General features: G+C 58.4%; 18 protein-coding genes. 1 reads left to right on the top strand and 17 read right to left on the bottom strand.

Annotation, left to right across the window (positions count from 1 at the left end; all coding sequences use genetic code 11):
* Window positions 1–32 precede the first annotated feature (32 nt).
* From EI185_RS00340 to EI185_RS00265, 16 genes are all read right to left on the bottom strand, one after another.
* Window positions 33–1,865, bottom strand: a complete 1,833-nt coding sequence (locus tag EI185_RS00340) for a polysaccharide biosynthesis protein (RefSeq protein WP_124703120.1) — start codon at window positions 1,863–1,865, stop codon at window positions 33–35.
* 58 nt (window positions 1,866–1,923) lie between these two features.
* Entirely contained in the window at window positions 1,924–2,316 is a 393-nt protein-coding gene (locus tag EI185_RS00335) for a type II toxin-antitoxin system VapC family toxin (RefSeq protein WP_124703119.1), read from the bottom strand.
* A complete protein-coding gene (locus tag EI185_RS00330; RefSeq protein ID WP_124703118.1) occupies window positions 2,303–2,563 on the bottom strand; it encodes an AbrB/MazE/SpoVT family DNA-binding domain-containing protein in 261 nt (86 codons plus the stop codon). The genes EI185_RS00335 and EI185_RS00330 overlap by 14 nt, the downstream gene beginning before the upstream one ends.
* 69 nt (window positions 2,564–2,632) lie before the next feature.
* Complete coding sequence (locus EI185_RS00325; protein ID WP_223247582.1) at window positions 2,633–3,634, bottom strand: MraY family glycosyltransferase; 1,002 nt, start codon at window positions 3,632–3,634, stop codon at window positions 2,633–2,635.
* A complete protein-coding gene (locus EI185_RS00320; RefSeq protein ID WP_124703117.1) occupies window positions 3,627–4,202 on the bottom strand; it encodes a Uma2 family endonuclease in 576 nt (191 codons plus the stop codon). The genes EI185_RS00325 and EI185_RS00320 overlap by 8 nt, the downstream gene beginning before the upstream one ends.
* 64 nt (window positions 4,203–4,266) lie before the next feature.
* Entirely contained in the window at window positions 4,267–5,250 is a 984-nt protein-coding gene (locus EI185_RS00315) for a UDP-glucose 4-epimerase family protein (protein ID WP_124703116.1), read from the bottom strand.
* Between the two features lie 18 nt (window positions 5,251–5,268).
* Window positions 5,269–5,646, bottom strand: a complete 378-nt coding sequence (locus tag EI185_RS00310) for a type II toxin-antitoxin system VapC family toxin (protein ID WP_124703115.1) — start codon at window positions 5,644–5,646, stop codon at window positions 5,269–5,271.
* A complete protein-coding gene (locus tag EI185_RS00305) occupies window positions 5,646–5,855 on the bottom strand; it encodes an AbrB/MazE/SpoVT family DNA-binding domain-containing protein (RefSeq protein ID WP_124703114.1) in 210 nt (69 codons plus the stop codon). Before EI185_RS00305 ends, EI185_RS00310 begins: the two co-directional genes overlap by 1 nt.
* Window positions 5,856–6,061: 206 nt before the next feature.
* On the bottom strand, window positions 6,062–7,168 hold the full coding sequence (locus EI185_RS00300) for a glycosyltransferase family 4 protein (RefSeq protein ID WP_223247581.1): 1,107 nt from the start codon (window positions 7,166–7,168) through the stop codon (window positions 6,062–6,064).
* Window positions 7,165–9,117: an asparagine synthase (glutamine-hydrolyzing) gene (gene asnB, locus EI185_RS00295; RefSeq protein ID WP_124703112.1), complete on the bottom strand. Its 1,953-nt coding sequence runs from the start codon at window positions 9,115–9,117 to the stop codon at window positions 7,165–7,167. Before asnB ends, EI185_RS00300 begins: the two co-directional genes overlap by 4 nt.
* A 30-nt stretch (window positions 9,118–9,147) precedes the next feature.
* Window positions 9,148–10,284 (bottom strand): glycosyltransferase family 4 protein, encoded by a 1,137-nt coding sequence (locus EI185_RS00290; protein ID WP_223247596.1) that lies wholly within the window; start codon window positions 10,282–10,284, stop codon window positions 9,148–9,150.
* Window positions 10,284–11,420, bottom strand: coding sequence for a glycosyltransferase (locus EI185_RS00285; protein WP_223247580.1), 1,137 nt, complete (start codon window positions 11,418–11,420; stop codon window positions 10,284–10,286). The genes EI185_RS00290 and EI185_RS00285 overlap by 1 nt, the downstream gene beginning before the upstream one ends.
* Window positions 11,404–12,243 carry a class I SAM-dependent methyltransferase gene (locus EI185_RS00280; RefSeq protein WP_124703109.1) on the bottom strand — a complete coding sequence of 280 codons (840 nt, stop codon included), beginning with the start codon at window positions 12,241–12,243 and terminating at the stop codon, window positions 11,404–11,406. Before EI185_RS00280 ends, EI185_RS00285 begins: the two co-directional genes overlap by 17 nt.
* A gap of 52 nt (window positions 12,244–12,295) precedes the next feature.
* Complete coding sequence (locus tag EI185_RS00275) at window positions 12,296–12,982, bottom strand: class I SAM-dependent methyltransferase (protein ID WP_189836216.1); 687 nt, start codon at window positions 12,980–12,982, stop codon at window positions 12,296–12,298.
* A 13-nt stretch (window positions 12,983–12,995) separates the two neighbouring features.
* A complete protein-coding gene (gene murJ / locus EI185_RS00270) occupies window positions 12,996–14,243 on the bottom strand; it encodes a murein biosynthesis integral membrane protein MurJ (RefSeq protein WP_189836215.1) in 1,248 nt (415 codons plus the stop codon).
* A gap of 275 nt (window positions 14,244–14,518) precedes the next feature.
* The gene (locus EI185_RS00265; RefSeq protein ID WP_124703107.1) at window positions 14,519–15,532 is read right to left on the bottom strand and encodes an NAD-dependent epimerase; all 1,014 of its coding nucleotides are present in this window, start codon (window positions 15,530–15,532) and stop codon (window positions 14,519–14,521) included.
* A 70-nt stretch (window positions 15,533–15,602) separates the two neighbouring features.
* Between EI185_RS00265 and waaA the strand changes: the two genes are divergently transcribed.
* Window positions 15,603–16,868, top strand: coding sequence for a lipid IV(A) 3-deoxy-D-manno-octulosonic acid transferase (gene waaA / locus EI185_RS00260; RefSeq protein WP_124703106.1), 1,266 nt, complete (start codon window positions 15,603–15,605; stop codon window positions 16,866–16,868).
* 6 nt (window positions 16,869–16,874) lie between these two features.
* On the opposite strand, the gene EI185_RS00255 is transcribed toward waaA, so the two are convergent.
* Complete coding sequence (locus EI185_RS00255) at window positions 16,875–18,179, bottom strand: TolC family outer membrane protein (protein WP_124703105.1); 1,305 nt, start codon at window positions 18,177–18,179, stop codon at window positions 16,875–16,877.
* Between the last annotated feature and the right edge of the window lie 14 nt (window positions 18,180–18,193).

The raw sequence follows: 18,193 nt of genomic DNA, 5'->3' as shown, positions 1-18,193 counted from the left end.
AATCAGGCCCGTATATCTTTTCTGTCATCAACTTATTTCGGCGTGTACTCCGGCACCCATTCGCGCAGTTTCTGCTTCACTTCCGCTTCCGCCACCACGCCACCCTGCATCAGCCAATGCAGCGCCGCCGTTAGCCATTCGGCATCCACATCGCGCGCCTGAGCGATGCGCAGCTTGGGGTGAGGAGTGGGCAGGGTGTGTTCGTCGTCGGCGAGCAGTTCCTCGAACAGTTTTTCGCCGGGGCGCAGGCCCGAATAGACGATTTTGATTTCCTGCTCGGTATAGCCGGAGAGGCGGATCATGTCGCGCGCGAGGTCGGCGATTTTGACCGGCTCGCCCATGTCGAGCACGAAAATCTCGCCGCCTGTGCCCATCAATCCGGCCTGCAGTACCAGTTGGCAGGCTTCCGGGATGGACATGAAGTAGCGCGTGATGTCGGGATGGGTAACGGTAATCGGCCCGCCCTTGGCAATCTGTTCCTGGAACTTCGGAATCACGCTGCCCGAGCTGCCCAGCACGTTGCCGAAACGCACTGCGATAAAGCGCGTGCCGGCGGCTTGCTGCAGGCTCTGGCATACCATTTCCGCGCTGCGTTTGCTGGTGCCCATCACGTTGGTCGGGTTGACCGCCTTGTCGGTGGAAATCAGCACGAATTTGGCGACGCCGTGCGCCTGTGCGGCGCTGGCCAGGGTATAGGTGCCGAGCACATTGTTCTGTAGCGCCTGCCAGGCGTTTTGCTGTTCCATCAGCGGCACATGCTTGTAGGCGGCGGCGTGGAACACCACGGCGGGGCGATGACGCAGCATCAGGTCGTCGAGCACGGCGCGGTTTTTAACGTCGCCGATGATGCACAGGATGGGCAGGCTGGCGAAACGACTGCTGAATTCCTGCTCGATCTGATACAGGGCGAACTCGCTCAGCTCGAACAGGATCAATAGCCGGGGCTGGTAACGCGCAATCTGCCGTGCGAGTTCCGAGCCGATCGACCCGCCCGCGCCGCTTACCATGACGACTTGATCCCACAGCAGGCCATGCAATCCGGCGTCGTCGAGCTGCACCGGGTCGCGCCCGAGCAAGTCGTCCAGCTCGATCTTGCGCAGGCTTGAGACGGTTACTTTGCCGCTTACCAGGTCTTCAAAAGCGGGTACGGTGAGCGCCGTGACGCCGGCTTCGTTACACAGCTGGGCAGCGTGGCGGCGCACAGAATGCGGCGCAGAAGGCATGGCGATGACTGCGTGTTTTATACCCATCCGGCTGGCGTGGACAGGCAGGCTGTCCAGCGTGCCCAGTATTGCTACACCATGGATATCGCGCCCCAGCTTGGTGGCGCTGTTATCCAGCAAACCGACTACGCGCCATTCCTTGCTTTGCGAGAGTTCGCGTACCAGCGACGCTGCCGCACTGCCAGCACCTATTACCAGCAGGGGTTCGCGCTCCGTCTGCAGCAGACTGGAAAAGCGATGTTCTTTCCAGGCTCGGTACAGAAGGCGGCTGCCGCCCATGAACAACACCAGCAGCAGCGGGTCGAGCAGCAACACCGAGCGCGGTACCACGGCATGGATGCGGAACATCAACAGGCCGAGCGGCACCAGCAGCGCGGCGACACCCACAGCCATCAAGATGCGGCGCAGGTCTGTCAGACTGGCAAAGCGCCAGATGCCGCGGTACAGGCCAAAAAACCAGAATGCGAGCGCCTGCAGCGGCACTACCCAGACCAGTGTAGCCAGTGCACTGGTCCAGAATTCCGGCGGAATGGCGAGGTTAAAGCGCAGCCAGTAGGCAATCAGCCAAGCGGCCGCAGCGGCACTGAGGTCGTGCAGGAAGGCGAGAGCGGTACGGGAATTAAAGCGGGGAAGGGATGTCATTGGAGTTCAGGAAGGCCGCGTAACTTGGGGCTTGCACAGAGTCACGATTTTCATAGCGCTACAACAGGACAACATGATGATTTGGCGCATTTTGATCCGCACGCTTTTTCAGACGTCCGTCGAAAGTGGCAAACTGTGTCGCTTCTTTGCTGGAGGCAAGATGCAGCGCATCGCCAAAATCCATCCCGCCCTCAAACAGGGTGAGCGCATCGGCGATGGCAAGGTTGTCCTCAGCCGTTACTTGGGGCAGACCGAGCACGTTTTTTAGCGCAGTGATAATCGCCGGCGAGCCCAAGCCATAACTGAAACGCAGCACCCACTCGGTTTCAAGGAGTACGGTCTTGCCTATGTAAATATTGCCTTGCTCAAATAGAGCAGCCGCCCGCCTGGTTTGCGCAGCGTCATCACCGGTAAGCAGGCGGACGAGAACGTTGGTATCAATCGCGATCATGATTGGCCTTAACGCCGGCCGCGATGGCGGCATCCATTTCATCCAGCGTTTTTGCCGGCCCCGTGTAAGTTGCGCAGCCCACGACATCCTCAAGGCGTGTTGGCTTGAATGGTTTCAAAGGGCGCAACAATATTCCTTCAGGTGTATCCTCCACCGAAAATTCGACTCCTGGTAGCCATTTGTGCGCAGCGCGAATTGGCATCGGTAATATGATCTGTCCTTTACTGGATAACTTAGTGGTGTCCATGGATCAGTCCTTCTTTTATCTGGTAAGACGTAAGTAAGACAATATAGTCTTAATCCATCATTGCAGCAATCAATCAGGTGGATGAGCAGCTTGATTTACCTGAAACTCGCGCCAGCGCTTGTCCACAAGCCGCATCAGCGCAATGAGTACGGCACCCCACAGCGCCGCGATGCCCATTGCCATGGATGCGGGGACAAATAACCCGAGCAGCGCGATACTGCTGCCGCCACCCATGACGACATATTCGGCCAATGCGGTTTTGCGATGACTCCAGCCCATGCGGATCAGACGTTGATAATAATGTTCCTTGTGCGCGTGCCATACTTTCTCGCCCCGCAATCCGCGGCGCACCAGGGTAATGCTGGCATCGAGCACAAAAGGCGCGAAGACCAGCACGGGAAACCAGGCTGGCCAGCTCCCGCGCACCATGCCCAATAGTCCCAGTCCGGCGGCCAGAAACCCCAGCGGAATGGATCCCGCGTCACCCATGAATACCCTTGCGGGCGGGAAGTTGAATAATAGAAAGCCCAGAGCGGCCAGCGCAATCACACCCCCAGCCAGAGCCAGGTCGGGGTGACCTTGTAGCAAGGCAGCCAGCGCGTAAGTCCCGAAACCGAACAGCGCCATGCCGCCTGCCAGACCGTCCGAGCCATCCATGAAGTTATACAGGTTGGTCATCCAGACGATGAAAAGTACCGCCAGCGGCCATAGCCATGTGCTCCAATTCGTACCTAAAGTGGTTACCAGCCACGTTGCGGCAGCGGCATGAGCGAGGAAGCGCAAGCTGGTTGGCAGGTTGTGACGGTCGTCGGCAAAAGACAAGACCGCAAGCAGCGCGGCGCCGACGGATAAGGGAATGGGTAGGTGGACGCCGGCCGCAAACCAGCTGGCTGCGATGCCGGCGATCATGCCCAGTCCACCGGTACGTGGTACGGGTGTGGTATGCAGAGAGCGCACATTGGGATGGTCCAGCGCCAGTCGCGCCGCGCGGCCTCTCGAGAATAGCCACACGGCGAGCGCGCTAACCGGCAATGCCAGCAATGCCAGCCACACGCCGCCCGGATTAAACAATCAGCAAGCCCGTGTCTTCGTAGAGATCGTCCAGCGTCAGCACCAGATGAAGATCGCCGCACGTCACTTCCAGGCTGTCCTCGGTGGAGAGTTCCTGCTCGAACCAGCCCTCGACCTCATGCCGGAAAAATACCTTTGCCCACAGGCGCTCGGCATCTACCAACAGGTAATAGCGCAGGCCGGGCAGGGTGCGGTAAGCCTGCCATTTTTCGCGCAGATCCACGCTGGCAGTGGCGGGTGAAAGCACTTCAGCGATGAAGCATGGCGCGCGTTTATAAATCGGGTGATCGTCACCCGGGTCGCATACCAGCATCACGTCCGGGTAGTAATACGTTGTCCCGGCGTCTACGCGCAGCTTCATGTCGGCCATGAAAGCGCGGCAGGGCTTGCCGCGCGTCACTGTGCGCAGATGGTAAGCGATGTTGAGCGTGATGCGGTTGTGCCGCTCGCTGGCACCCGCCATGGCATACATTTCGCCATTGACCAGTTCATGCTTGGCGCTGGCTTGCTCTTCCCGGCGCAGGTAATCGTCTTCACTTAAAAACACGTGGGACTGGGCGTGTGACATGGCGGGTTATCCTCCAATGGGGTACCCGGATTTTAACCCAGGAGTGCTTGTGGCGTAAGCCGGACTAGGCGTTGTCCAGCCAGGCGCGCGCCATCTGTCCCAGACCCTCATCCAGCGAGTACGGGGGCATCCAGCCCAGTTCGTGCCGAATCCGGCTGTCATCCACGGTCAATGAGCCGGTCAGGCGCTGCACGTCGGTGCGGCGTCCTGTCAACCCTCCCAGACTTTCCAGTAATGGCGTCGGCAGTGCAAACAGCCGTGCCGGCCTACCCAGGTGTCGGCCCAGCCGGCGCACCAGTTCGGACGTGGAAATATCCTCGCCATCACGCACCAGATAAGTCCGTCCCGCCGCTGCGGGGTGGGTGAGGCAGGCGTGCAGCGCGCTGGTGAAGTTGTCTATGCCGATCAGGCTGCGTGCATTGCGGATCCCCGCCAGCGGCAGCGGCACGCCGCGTTCGACCCAACTCAACAAACGCGCCAGATTGCCTTTCACGCCGGGCCCGTACACCAGGGGCGGCCGCACGATCACCACTTCCAGGCCAGTCTCCTGTGCCACTTGGGCGAGCTTGACTTCTGCTTCCCATTTGGTCTGGCCGTAGGGGTCTTGCGGCGCCGGCGTGTCGTCCTCGCGAAAGCTCACTCTCTCCCCTTGCGGGAGAGGGGAGGAGGACGCCGTCTCCTCGCCATTTACCTTGATGCTGCTGATGAAAACCAGTCGCTTTACCCCTGCAGCTGCGGCCTGACGCGCAAGCCGCTCGGTTCCGGCCACATTGGCGGATCGGAATGCAGCCAGCGGATCCTCAGCCGTTTCGCGCATCACATGCACGCGCGCGGCGCAGTGGATGATGCCTTGCACGCCCGCGAGGGTGGCGCGCCAGTCAGTGTCGGCATTCAGGTCGCCTACGATGCGGTAGCTCACGCCCGCCACTGGCTGGACAGGCGTGTGGCTGTGGCGTACCGTGCCGACGACCTCTAGCCCCTGAGTTACGAGCCAGGTGCAGGTGGCGCGGCCGACGAAACCGGAAGCACCGGTAATTAATACCTTCATGGGGAAATCACGGGGAGGTTAAGCCGTTTTCTGCCAGTAGCATACGTTCGGCAGGCCTGCAAAATGGGCGTCGGATGTGAGTAATTGGCCCCCCGCGGCAAGTGCGCTGGCATAGACCATCGCATCTGCCATGGCAAGTTTGTACTGTGCGGAAAGATCGGCTGCCGACAGCGCGATGCGAGTGTCAAGAGGCCGCACCAGGCAAACCTCGGTGAGACCGATGATGTCGAGCGCTACAGCTTCGTTTTTTTCGCGCAGACACCATCTATACAACTCAAACTGCACCAGTGTCGGAACAATCAGGTTGGCACTGTCAGCCAGAAACGGCGCGAATTTTTCTGCTAGCAGGCCGTCGGTCAACCATTCTATCCAGCCACAAGTATCCACTACATGCATCAGCTTCGCTCCGTGCGGTCGCGCACATTTTCAGTGTTGGCGCCCTTCAGCAAGCCACGCACTTCGCTAATCTCGCGGCGCGGAATCATGATGATGGCATCACCCTTGGCAACAAAGACGAATTGCTGCCCGGCTCTAAGCCCGAGGTCGTCGCGAAAAGCTTTAGGGATGCCAATTTGAAATTTCTCAGTGAGGGTTGCGGCATGCATGCTTACTCCTTAGGTATCGTCTTGAACATTGTAAGAATACAAGACGGCAAGATACAGTTCAATATTTATTGAGATATCGCCGAATTGCTCAAATCATTGCGGTGGGATTTACTGAAATGACAAAATGCGAATATTTTAAATATTCAACCATGCAATTGTTTTTTTCTCAGCAGTGACAAAGCCGGAAGCGCCGGTTATCAATGCTTTCATTGAGTCAATTCCCGATAAACCGCCAGCGTTTCCGCGATGATCTGCTCGCGGGAGAATTGTGCCAGAACGATCTCGCGCGAACGCAGGCCCATTTCGGCACGCAGCACGGGATTATCGATCAAACCCTGGAGTGCGACGGCAAGCGTTTGCGCATCGCGCACTGGTACCAGAAAACCGTTGTCGCCATCGCGCACGATTTCGCGGCAGCCAGGCGCGTCAGTGGTCACAATCGGCAGTCCGCAGGCCGCCGCTTCCAGCAGTGATTTTGGCAAGCCCTCGCGATAGGATGGCAGGCAGGCTATATGTGCTGAGTGGAACGCGGCGGGCATATTGTCGCGCCGCCCCCACCATTCCACGCCATTTTTTTCATGCCATGCGCGCAAACTTGCTTCCGGCACTGAAGCCGGATTTCCGGGATCGGGGTCGCCCACCAGGATGAAGCGTGCGTGAACGCCTGCTTGTGTCAACAGGCGCGCAGCTTCGACGAATTCTCCCACGCCTTTGTCCCACAGCATGCGGGCTGCCAGCATGATGCAGACTGTACCGGTGGGTTCCGGGACGGGGTAAAAAGCGGCAGTATCGACTCCCGCACCGCGAATCAGCCGCAAGCGGTGTTCCGGCAGATGCGAGCGGATGAGTAAGTCGCGGTCGTCCGGATTTTGCACGATGGTCAGGCTGCCGCGTGCTTTGAGCAGCCATGCCAGGGTCAAGCGCACCGCCGGCCGGATGATGCGGGTGATTCCTTTGGCCGAGGTGAACAGCCAGCCCAGACCGGTGACTGCATTGACCCGGCCCGGCACGCCTGCCACCCGGGCCGCAAGCGCACCGTACAAAACCGCCTTCAACGCCACATGATGCACAATGTCCGGTCGCTCCCGGCGGTACAGGCGCACGAGTGTCACAATCTCCTGAAATGGATTGCCGCGGCGGCGCGAGAGCCCAAGGGGGATCAGGCGAATGCCTGCTGCCCGGATGGTCTCGCCATGCTCTCCCACGCGGGTCGCCACGACCACATCGAAACCGGCCTCCCGTGCCGCCACGGCGAGCGGCAGTCGATGCGAGACGAAATACCAGTCTTCAGTGACGACGAACAGCAGCTTCAAGCGTTGTTCTCCCGCCATGTCTGGAACATCAGTACATCCCACAGATAGTAGGACCAGTTGCGGCTGCCGGACTGATGCTCGGCCCATTTGCGCTGAATCGGCACAGGGTCGAACACGCCCTCGCGTGTCAGCCGCGCGGGTTCGATAAGCGCCGCCGCCCAGGCTTTGAGCGGGCCGCGCAGCCAGACGTCGATGGGCACGCCGAAGCCCATTTTTGGGCGATCCATCAGCAGCTGCGGCACATGACGGTAGAGCACCTGACGCAACAGCCACTTGCCTTGGCCGTGGCGGATTTTCATGTCCAGCGGCAAGGTCCAGGCGAATTCCACCACCCGGTGGTCGAGCAGCGGCACACGTGTTTCCAGGCTGACTGCCATGGCTGCCCGGTCCACTTTGGCGAGAATATCGTCCGGCAGATAAGTGACTGTATCCAGATACATCATGCGGTGCTCGAAATCGGGCAGATCGGCTTGCTGGCTGGTGGCGGTGAGCAGCGTCACGGGTTCGTGGCTGCCCGGCACCAGTTGCGCCGGATTTTTCCAGTGCGACACCAGCCCCAGGTAAATCTCCTCGGGCGAGCGCACCGCCAGAATCTCCGCCGCCTTGTGCAGCTTGTCGCCCGGGTTGGCATAACGCAGCCGAGCCGGCAGCCACCGCTCCAGTTTTTGGAAGGACGTATTCCACGCCGCGGGCGGCAGCGTGGTCAGCACTCCGGCCAGCGCCGCGCGCAGCGGGCGCGGCATCCAGCCCAGCTTGCGCCACAAATTGCGCGCCCAGAAATAACGGTTGTAGCCGCCGAATAGTTCATCGCCGCCGTCGCCAGACAGACTGACCGTCACATGGCTACGCGCCAGGCGCGAAACCAGCAAAGTGGGAATCTGCGACGAATCGGCGAAGGGTTCATCGTAAACCGATGACAGGCTCGGTATCACGTCCATCGCGTCCTGCGGGGTGACATATAGCTCGGTGTGTTCGGTTCCCAGGTGGCGCGCCACCGCGTGGGCGTGTTCGGCCTCGTTGTAGCCCGCCTCGTTAAAGCCGATGGTGAAGGTTTTCACCGGGCGGGCACTCTGTGCCTGCATCAGCGCCACGATGGTGGTGGAATCGATGCCGCCGGACAGAAACGCGCCGAGCGGCACATCTGCCACCATTTGCCCGCCCACCGCCTGACTGAGCAGGCGTTCCAGTTCCGTCGCCGCTTCCGCATCGTTTCCCCGAAACAGACTGCGCTGTCCTGCCTCAGCTATGGACCGCGCCGACCAGTAGGCCAGCGGGCGTGCATCCTTCTGCCCAGCGTGAACCTGCAAGAATGTGCCGGGCGGCAGTTTGTGTATGCCCTGATAAATCGAGTAGGGCGCAGGTATCGCGTTGTGGCGCAGAAACAGCGTCAGTGCATCGCGGTCAATCTCGGCGCGAAACGCCGGATGCGCCTTGAGCGCCTTGAGTTCCGAACCGAACAGGAAGGTATCACCCTGCCAGCCGTAATACAGCGGCTTCTCGCCCAGCCGGTCGCGGGCAAGCGACAGCGTGAGCGTTTCCCGATCCCACAGCGCAAACGCGAACATGCCGACGAATTTTTTCAGCGCCGCCTCCAGCCCCCATGCGGAAATCGCCGCCAGCATCACCTCGGTGTCGGAATGCCCGCGCCACGCGGGTGCAAAACCAGCCTGCTCCAACTGGTCCCTCAATGCGGAAAAGTTGTACACCTCGCCGTTGAACGTAATCATGTAACGTCCGCAGTGCGACGACATGGGCTGATGACCTTGCGGTGAGAGATCGAGAATGGAAAGGCGACGGTGGGCGAGGGCAAGCCCAGCATCGGCATCTGTCCACACACCCTGATCATCCGGGCCGCGATGGGTGATTTGACGAGCCATTGCCCCCACAATCGCTTCCGCCGCTTCGGCCGAGTGGCTGGTGGCTTTCCAGTATCCCGTCAGACCGCACATGTTTGCGTACTTTTTGGCATGAACGCAGCGTTACCGGATATGTGCCAACACGGTTTCATAAAAATCCTCATACTGCTGCACCACCTTGCCAATCTCAAAATGCGCCGCCACCCGTGCGCGCGCGCGTTCGCCCAGTGCCGCCTTTTCAGAGGGGGGCAATACCAGTAATTCTTCCAGAGCGGCGGCAAGGCCGGTCATATCGCTCGATGCGACGACACGCCCGGTATCGCCGACGATGTAAGCCGAATCACCCACATCCGTTACCACGCACGGCACACCGCAAGCCATCGCCTCACCCAGCACGTTGGGGAAGGCCTCGCCGTAAGAAGATGAAGCCAGCACATCCAGTGCCGCCATCAACGCGGGTATATCGTTTCGCAAACCCAGCAGATGGGTATTGGACAGCACACCTTCCTGGGTAATTGCCTGCATTAATGCTGCGTTGCTCATATCAATATCCTGGCCTGCGAGCACAAAATGCACTTGCGGCATGCGGCGATGCAGCGTACCCGCCGCCTCAAAAAATCCCGCATGATTTTTCTGTGGATCAAATCGGCCGATCAGCCCCACCAGCGGCGTATCAACTTCAATCCCCAGTTCGGTGCGAATCATGCTTCGTGCATGACCATCCGGCTTGAATCGGGTCAGGTCAAACCCATTGGGCACAACCACCATTTTTTCTGCTGCATAACCGTACCTCACATGGACTTGCCGTGCCTTCTCGGAACAAGAGAGAATTCGTGACGGCACCCATTTCGACATCGACGCACACAGACTAACGACTGCACGGGTTGAAAATTTAGTTTTATCCTTATCCAGATTGCTGTTACGAATACACCAGCCTACCGCAGAAACCCCTGCAAGACGTGCTGCCAGCCCACCCAGTAAATCAGCGTGGTACATCCAGGTGTGTACCACATCGGGGTTCAGTCGTTTGAGTAGTTGCACCAGCCGGAAAAAGCCTGACGGGCTGGGCAGACCGGATTTCATACCTATTGCGTCCACAGGAATGCCGAGCGCCGCGATACGCGGGGCAAGCTCGCCCAGTGTCGTCAGGGAAATGACATGGGGCGCAAAGCGCTGACGATCCAGGCGCTCCAGCACCTTGAGCAGCATCATTTCCGCACCCCCAGTGGAAAGACCGGTGATGATGAAAACGATGCGCATCAAACCAGACCCAACGCCTGTTCGGTACGTTGTACCAATCTGTCGATACCAAATTCAGACACGATGCGTGGCCGGCACGCCTCGCCCAGCCCTCGACGCTCTTCAGGAGACCGGTCGATCAGGCGCCCAATTGCGGCGGCTAATGCGTTGTGATCGCCGGGTGGGACGACACTGCCCGTGTCCCCGACGATGAGCGCCGAATCGCCCACATCCGTCACCACGCAGGGCACGCCGCAGGCCATGGCTTCGCCGATGGTGTTGGAAAATCCTTCGCCATAAGCTGAAGAAGAACAGAAAATATCCAATGCGCTATATACTGCCGCCATATCATCCATCGCACCCGCCCAGATCATGCGCTCTCTCAAACCCAGCTCTACTGCCATCTGTTTCAGATTTTCTGAATAATCGGGCGCGCCATTTCCAACACATACAAAACGTAAATTGGGAAATTTTGCGGCAAGTAGGCTTGCCGCCTGAAGAAACATGGTGTGACCCTTCATCGGGTCAAGCCTCGCCACAAGGCCAATCAGTAGCTCACTCTCGCGTATGTGCCATTTCGCCCTGATTCGTTCCTGGCCTTGCAGGTCAAAGCGGAAGCGTTGCGTGTCGATGCCATTGGGAATGACGACGACACGTTGCGCCGGAAACCCATGCTTAACCACATAAGTAGCGCCCGCATGGGAATTGGCGATGATGAGGTCAGCGAAACGTGCCAGGCTGCGTTCCAACGCGTAGGCCAAGCGCGAGAGCCAATCGTAACGGGACAAATCTACGTTCGAAGCACGCACGCCCCATACGATACGAGTGCCGGGCAGTAGCGGCTTTAGTACGGTCGCCAGAATATTGGGTACACCCAAGTAGCTATGCAACACGGTGGGGCGTTTCTTGCGCAAGAGATGCACCAGCCTGTATAGAAATGGCAGAATGTCCCAACGGCCAGTTTTACCCAGGTTAAGGACGCGCACCCCTGACTCGGCTAGTTCGGTCTCATATACTCCGCCACCAAAAAACACCGCCACAGAAACAGCGTGGCCGCGACTCGCCAAACTCTTGGCCAGTACAACCAACTGGCGCTCCGCACCACCACGATCAAGCGAGCGCGCAAGGAACAGGATGGTTTCAGGGATTGGATGCACGGGTAAACACAAACTCATTACAACCCAATCTACCTCCGCAAGTCACCATGTTCCTGAGCGCAAATCCCCGGTCATGATAAAAACGGAAAATCTCCTCGGGTTTGGCTACTTCGAAAGGATAACCGCCGACCCAGTCAACCACATCGCGCCAGGCGGACATGCCGCGAACGCTGTGCTCTGCATAATTCCGCCAGGTGTGAAAAGGTTTTCCGCGCAGCAGATCGTAAATTGTTCGGGGAGTCCAAAGCCAGATCAGCGCAGGTCCAAGCGCCAGCCAGCGCAATTCATTTGGCAACCGGTTATAGGCGCGCTTTACCCAAGTCCATACGGGGGTCATTACCCGTTGATAATTGTAGATGGCGATAAAAAGCGTGCCTCCATGGCGCACCAACGGGATTACATTACCCAACGCCTGCCACATGGCGCCCGTGTGATGCAGCACACCCCAGGAATAAACAATGTCCCACTGGTCAAGCGTTTGCAGATAGCCTTTGTCGAGTGCCGAGCCTTGCTCGACAATCCAGTCAGGATCGTCCGGAAAATAACGTCGCTTCAGTTCCGCAGTGCAAGCCACCGATTGCGGATCGTAATCGAAGGAATGCACTGTCGCCCCCAGCCTACGCGCCACCAGGCTGAACAGCCCAGAGCCGCTGCCGATATCCAGAAAGCGCTTTCCCTGTAAATCATTTACGCCCAGCATGTTGCGCAGTGATTGTTCCGCCAATACGATGCGCTCGTCGTTGAGCACATTCAAAAATTGCGCCCAATTGGCACCGAATTCGAATCGATCACCTCTTGCGACTTCTGTTGCGTGCGTGGCCATTTATACATTTCCCTGAATCATTTTTTTTTAATTGAGCTTGTGATTTAAGAAATCACCGCCGGGCTTTGAAAAAAATATTCGGGCTGGCGATAGGAGCTCCAGCCCTGCCCAGCACATACCTAAATGAACTTTTGATAAGGTTTTTCAAACCTTCCCGGCGCCAATCTGGAAAGGCTCTGGTTTCAATCCGTTGAACAGTGAAGTAGTTTGAGGATAGAGCTTCTCTCAGTCGCGATAACGAGAAACTTTGTGCATGACCCCAGCGGTGAAATGATTCCCCGCAATGCGGACATACAACCTGGTTATCCATCAATCTTTCATTGGCTGGTACTGTTCCGATGAAGAATCCACCGGGCTTCAGTACGCGTCTGACTTCCCCCAAGGTCGAGTGCAGTACATCGTCAGTTAAGTGCTCCAGCACCTCGGACATTATCACAACGTCGAATTCGCCATCTTGGAATGGCATGCTCTGTGAGAAGCCGACTTGCGCCCGTACACCGAGGTCATATTGTTTGCGTAGCCTATCAATGGTCTCTGCACTTGGATCAAGGCAATTCACCACGACCCTTTTTTTAACCAAAATGGATTCGAGGCCGCCGCGACCTACGCCAATATTAAGTATGGTCATGCCAGATTTAATCTGTTTCGCAAGAAACTCATAACGCGGTAGTGCATTGATAAATGCATCACCTATTTCGTCATTGTTTTGGAAATGATCCCAGATTTTTGTTTGATCCAACTCAGAAACCTCTTTATCTTGAGCGCTGAACCGTAAGCCAGCAAAGCGACATTGAAATTAAATACATGAATGCAGTGGACAAGACAAGTCCGTTCAACCCAAGCCATGGCACTAAGCTGAAATTTGCCACCACTTTAACCAAGAGATTAATGCTACCCACTGCCGCAATCGCCCGATGCCTCCTCTGACTGGCCAGTAATGAAACCAGAACGATACCAGCAAAATAAAACGGCAACTGTGCGAGCCCGTAGCGTAGGACTTCCGTTACAACGGTTGCATCCTGTGCAGTAAATGCGCCGCGTTCAAAAAGTAGCCTCACCCCCCAGGGTGCTAGCCACCAGCCAACGATCATGGCGATCACGCCTAATGCAAACAGAAGTCGCGCCCAATGGGTAGCCACGCGACTTACTTGTTCTCCACCTTGCGCCTGAGCCTGAGAAAAAACCGGTAACGTAGCGCGGGACACCGCCATAGCGCCCATGCCAAGGATCAAGGCCAGAATGCGGTTGGCATAACTTAGTGTGGCAATGGCGCCTGTACCCAGATGAGCGGCAAAGAACTGGTCGATGATACCTGTGAAGCTCATCAGAGTCTGACCGGCGAGCATAATACCGAAACCCTGCCAGAATGGGGTCCATTGGGGAGATCGGCGGGTAAAGCGCGGTGCTTCGATCTCGCCTTGCCGCGCCAAAGGCACGGCAAGGCTGGCAAGGTGAAAAGCAAAACCGGCAAGCGTGCCCCACACCAGCGGTTCTGCACCTCCACCGGGGAAAACAAGCAGTGCTACCAAAACTGCCAGGGCGGGCACGCTTTCCAGAAGAGTGTTGGCGTGTCGACCGGCGGCCAGCATCCAGGCAGAAAAAAGGCTGATGATTACGCCCAGAGGGGCCAGCAGGGCTAACGTCGGCACCATGTTGGCGGCGATGACCGCAGTGGAATGTGGAAGCCCTGTCCATGATGAATGTAGTAGCAGGGGCAATCCCAGCCAGTTCAAGAATACCAAGGCCAGTCCAAGCAGGAGGGCGAGGCCAAAAAGTTCAGATCGGAAGCGAGGAAGCTCCGCCGATGACCCTTGCCGGATGCGAGCTGCCAATGGAATCAGGACGACAGTGAGAACGCTGAACCAGACGCCGACCGGCCAGCTCACCAGGTTGAAGACAAAAAGATAGGCGTCTACCTCCGCGCTGACACCATAGCGATAAGCAATCGCCATTTCCTTCGCGGCGCGGGCGAACGACCCAAATAAAACGAACAAAGCCACCCATGCCATACCTCGGGCAATAGCATGATGGTCTGGGTGGGCATTTCGTAGACGCTCACGAAATACGCTGAGCGCTTTGATTAGGTAAGAGGGTGCTGGCAAGTCAGGTTTGATTTCAAAGCGGTGGTGTTATAAAGAAAATGAGAGCGAACACTATTTTCGCGACTTCGCGCGCCGGCCTGTGTGGTGAGGCAGTTTTTCATATCTGCGATGGCGAACTGGCGGTCGCTATCGAACAGTTTGTTGTGCAGCGTTCTTATTGATCGGTGTGAGCATCATGCGCTCCGATGATAATACCCGCGATACCACGCCACGAATTTCTCTATCCCCTCGGCGAGAGGTGTGCTCGGCTCAAACCCCACGTCCCGTTTGAGGTCGGCCACATCGGCGTAGGTCGCCACCACGTCGCCGGCTTGCATCGGCAGGAAGTTTTTCACGGCCTGCCGGCCCGCGGCGCGTTCGATGGTTTCAATGAAGGTCATCAGTTCCACCGGTTCGTGGTTGCCGATGTTGTAGACGCGGTAGGGGGCGTAGCTGGTGCCGGGGTCGGGTGCGTTGGTGTCGAAGTGGGGGTCCGGGGTGGCGACACGGTCAAGGATGCGCACTACGCCTTCGACGATGTCGTCGATATAGGTGAAGTCGCGCTGCATTTTGCCCTGGTTGAAAACGTCGATCGGCTCACCGCGCAGGATGGCGCCGGCGAACAGCGAGGGCGACATGTCCGGGCGTCCCCATGGGCCGTACACGGTGAAAAAACGCAGGCCGGTGGTGGGCAGGTTGTACAGGTGGCTGTAGCTGTGCGCCATCATCTCGCTGGCTTTTTTGGTGGCCGCGTACAGGCTTACCGGATGATCGACGTTGTCGTGTACGGAAAACGGCATGTGCGTATTGGCGCCGTACACGCTGGAACTGCTGGCGTAGACCAAGTGTTCGACCTGGTTGTGGCGGCAACCTTCGAGAACGTTGGTCAGGCCGACAATATTGGACTGGATATAGGCGTGCGGGTTTTTCAGCGAATAGCGCACGCCGGGCTGGGCGGCGAGATTGATGACGCGCTGGAATTTTTCCGTGGCGAACAGGGTTTCCATGGTTGCCCGGTCGGCAATGTCTAGCTGGATGAAACGGAAGTTGTCATGGGGGGTAAGCTGCGCTAGTCGCGCGCGCTTGAGGTTGACATCGTAGTAATCGTTGAGGTTATCCACACCGACGACTACATCGCCGCGCGCCAGAAGTTGCAGGGCGGTGTGCATTCCGATGAAGCCAGCCGCGCCGGTGAGTAGAATTTTCATGTTGCCTCCAGAATTATTGAGCAGATTCTAGCATGCTCGTTTGTGCTTCATGCGCTGTTAGAATGCCGGCATGAAACTGCTTTTGTCCCGGCTCATCTACGCCTTGCTGCTGGTCCTTGCACTTCCTTATACGATGCTGCACCTGCTCTGGCGCGCGCGTCGCCAGCCTGCTTACCTGCAGCACTGGGGCGAGCGCTTCGGGTTTTATCCGGCCCGCCCCACGCAACCGGTGATCTGGCTGCACGCGGTGTCGGTGGGCGAAACGCGTGCCGCGGTGCCGCTGGTGCAGGCGTTGCTGGCGCGCTACCCAGGGCACCGGATTTTGCTGACGCACACCACGCCCACAGGGCGCGCGACCAGCGAGTCGCTGTTTGGCGAGCGCGTGCTGCGAGTATATCTACCCTACGATTACAGTTTTGCTGTGCGGCGCTTCGTGCGGCATTTCCGGCCGGCGATCGGCTTGCTGATGGAAACTGAAATCTGGCCGAACCTGATTGTTGCCTGCCACGCCAGCGGCACGCCTGTGCTGCTGGTGAACGCACGCCTGTCAGCGCGCTCGGCCCGGCGCTATGGCTGGCTCGGCGTGCTGGTGCGCAACAGCATGGGCAAGCTGGCTGCTGTGGTAGCGCAAACCCGCGCCGATGCGGATCGCCTGAGCCAGCTGGGTGCTCTACGTGTTGAAGTGGCGGGCAACCTGAAATTTGATTGCGAGCCGCCGCATGCGCAAATCCAGGCCGGGGTGCGGCTACGCGCGCAACTGGGCAGCGCCCGGCCGGTATTCGTGGCGGCCAGTACGCGCGAGGGTGAAGAGGCGCTGGTGCTGGATGCGCTGGAACGGGTTGCGCACCCCAATCTGCTTACGGTGCTTGTGCCGCGTCATCCGCAACGTTTTGACGAAGTGGTCGCGCTGCTGGAACGGCGCGGCATTATTTATCAGCGGCGCAGCGCAGGCCGGCCCATGGCGGCGCAGACAGCAGTATTGCTGGGCGACAGCATGGGCGAATTGTTTGCCTATTATCGCGCCGCCGATGTGGCGTTTGTGGGGGGAAGTTTGCTGCCATTCGGCGGACAGAACCTGATTGAAGCGGCGGCCGTAGGTTGCCCGGTGTTGATTGGCCCCCATACCTGGAACTTTGCCGAGGTGGCGCGCCAGGCTGTCGCCAGTGGTGCGGCAAAGCGAGTGGAGGATGTGGCCGGATTGGCGCGAGAACTCAAGGGTTTGCTGGATGATTCTTCACGCCGCCGCCAGATGTCGGAAGCGGCGCTGGCGTTTAGTCGTGCCCATCGAGGCACGGTGCAGCGCCTGATGCGGATTATTGATCAATTTATGGATTGAACCGGATTAGTTGTTGCTCACCAGCCATTTGTCTACTTCGCCAAGGTCCATTTCGCTCAATGTTCCAGCTGCGGCTTTCAGGCGCAGGCCAGATAGAATGTAGTTGTAACGCGCAGCGGCCAGATCGCGTTTCGCAGAATACAGCTGTTGTTGTGCATTGAGTACATCCACCGTGGTGCGCACGCCGACTTCGAAGCCGAGCCGGGTGGAGTCGAGTGAAGTCTGGCTGGATATCAGCGCCTGTTCCAGTGCCTTGACCTGGGCTTCGCCACTGGTTACGCCGAGGTAGGCCTGGCTGGTATTGAGGTCGACCTGGCGCCGCGCGTCTTCGAGGTCTGCGCGCGCCTTGTCCTGGTTGGCCACCGCTTCGCGCACGCGCGAACCGACCAGGCCGCCCTGATACAGCGGCAGGTTGAACTCCACCCCGATTACCGCATTTTTGGTGTTGACCTGGAATCCGCCAAAATTCTGGTTGCGGTTGTCCGAGTAGCTGGCGACTGCATCCAGGGTCGGATAGTGGCCGGCGCGGTTCCGCTCGACCTCGCGCCGGGCGATCTCATAACCGGCGAGCTGAGCCTTGAGTACCGGGCTGCCCAGCTCGGCGCGGGCGATCCACACGTCCATGTTGGCGGGATTGGGCGGGGCCAGCTGCAGTTTATCCCCAAGCGCGTCGAGTTTGGGCGGCATTGTGCCGATGATGCGCTGCAGTGCGCGCTGCTTGATTTGCAGGTCATTGAGGGCGGCGATTCCCTGGGCATTGGCGAGATCGGAACGCGCCTGCGCTTCGTTGCTGTCGGTAATGGTGGCGGTGCCGACCTCGAAATTACGCTTGGCTTGTGCCAATTGCTCGCCGATGGCGGCCTTCTGTGCGCGCACGAAGTTGATGTTGTCCTGGCTTTGCAATACATCAAAGTACGCCTGTGCGGTGCGCAGGATCAGATCCTGCGCACCGCTGGCGAGTTGTGCCTCGGCTGCGCTGACTTGTTGCTTGGCCTGTTCGTACTGTTCCCAGTTCTGCTTGCGGTAGATCGGCTGGGTGACGGTGACAGCGGCGCTCCTGGAGGTGTAATTCATGTTGCCGAAAAGCGATGACTGGGTGTCGTTATTGAGCACGCTGGCGTTGAGGCTGGCTTGCGGCAGCAAGCCGGCGCGGCCTTGCGGCAGTTTTTCCACGCCGGCGCGATAAGCCGCACGGGCGGAAGCATAGGCAGCATCGCTGTTTTGTGCCTGATGATAAATATCTGAGAGGTTGGCGGCGAGCGCCAGGTGGCTAAATCCGATACCAATGAGTGCAAGAGACAATTGTTTCATAAAGGCATCTCGCA

It is taken from the genome of Sulfuriferula multivorans (assembly GCF_003851125.1).
GTDB lineage: Bacteria > Pseudomonadota > Gammaproteobacteria > Burkholderiales > Sulfuriferulaceae > Sulfuriferula > Sulfuriferula multivorans.
This window is presented reverse-complemented; position numbering and strand designations above follow the sequence as displayed.

Excerpts from the sequence above, each read along its gene's own strand:
- EI185_RS00305 (WP_124703114.1), bottom strand. The coding sequence starts at position 5,855 with ATGCATGCCGCAACCCTCACTGAGAAATTTCAAATTGGCATCCCTAAA.
- EI185_RS00315 (WP_124703116.1), bottom strand. The coding sequence starts at position 5,250 with ATGAAGGTATTAATTACCGGTGCTTCCGGTTTCGTCGGCCGCGCCACC.
- EI185_RS00320 (WP_124703117.1), bottom strand. The coding sequence starts at position 4,202 with ATGTCACACGCCCAGTCCCACGTGTTTTTAAGTGAAGACGATTACCTG.
- asnB (WP_124703112.1), bottom strand. The coding sequence starts at position 9,117 with ATGTGCGGTCTGACGGGATACTGGAAAGCCACCAGCCACTCGGCCGAA.
- EI185_RS00265 (WP_124703107.1), bottom strand. The coding sequence starts at position 15,532 with ATGAAAATTCTACTCACCGGCGCGGCTGGCTTCATCGGAATGCACACC.
- waaA (WP_124703106.1), top strand. The coding sequence starts at position 15,603 with ATGAAACTGCTTTTGTCCCGGCTCATCTACGCCTTGCTGCTGGTCCTT.
- EI185_RS00290 (WP_223247596.1), bottom strand. The coding sequence starts at position 10,284 with ATGCGCATCGTTTTCATCATCACCGGTCTTTCCACTGGGGGTGCGGAA.
- EI185_RS00335 (WP_124703119.1), bottom strand. The coding sequence starts at position 2,316 with ATGATCGCGATTGATACCAACGTTCTCGTCCGCCTGCTTACCGGTGAT.
- EI185_RS00280 (WP_124703109.1), bottom strand. The coding sequence starts at position 12,243 with ATGGCCACGCACGCAACAGAAGTCGCAAGAGGTGATCGATTCGAATTC.
- EI185_RS00330 (WP_124703118.1), bottom strand. The coding sequence starts at position 2,563 with ATGGACACCACTAAGTTATCCAGTAAAGGACAGATCATATTACCGATG.
- EI185_RS00310 (WP_124703115.1), bottom strand. The coding sequence starts at position 5,646 with ATGCATGTAGTGGATACTTGTGGCTGGATAGAATGGTTGACCGACGGC.
- EI185_RS00340 (WP_124703120.1), bottom strand. The coding sequence starts at position 1,865 with ATGACATCCCTTCCCCGCTTTAATTCCCGTACCGCTCTCGCCTTCCTG.
- EI185_RS00255 (WP_124703105.1), bottom strand. The coding sequence starts at position 18,179 with ATGAAACAATTGTCTCTTGCACTCATTGGTATCGGATTTAGCCACCTG.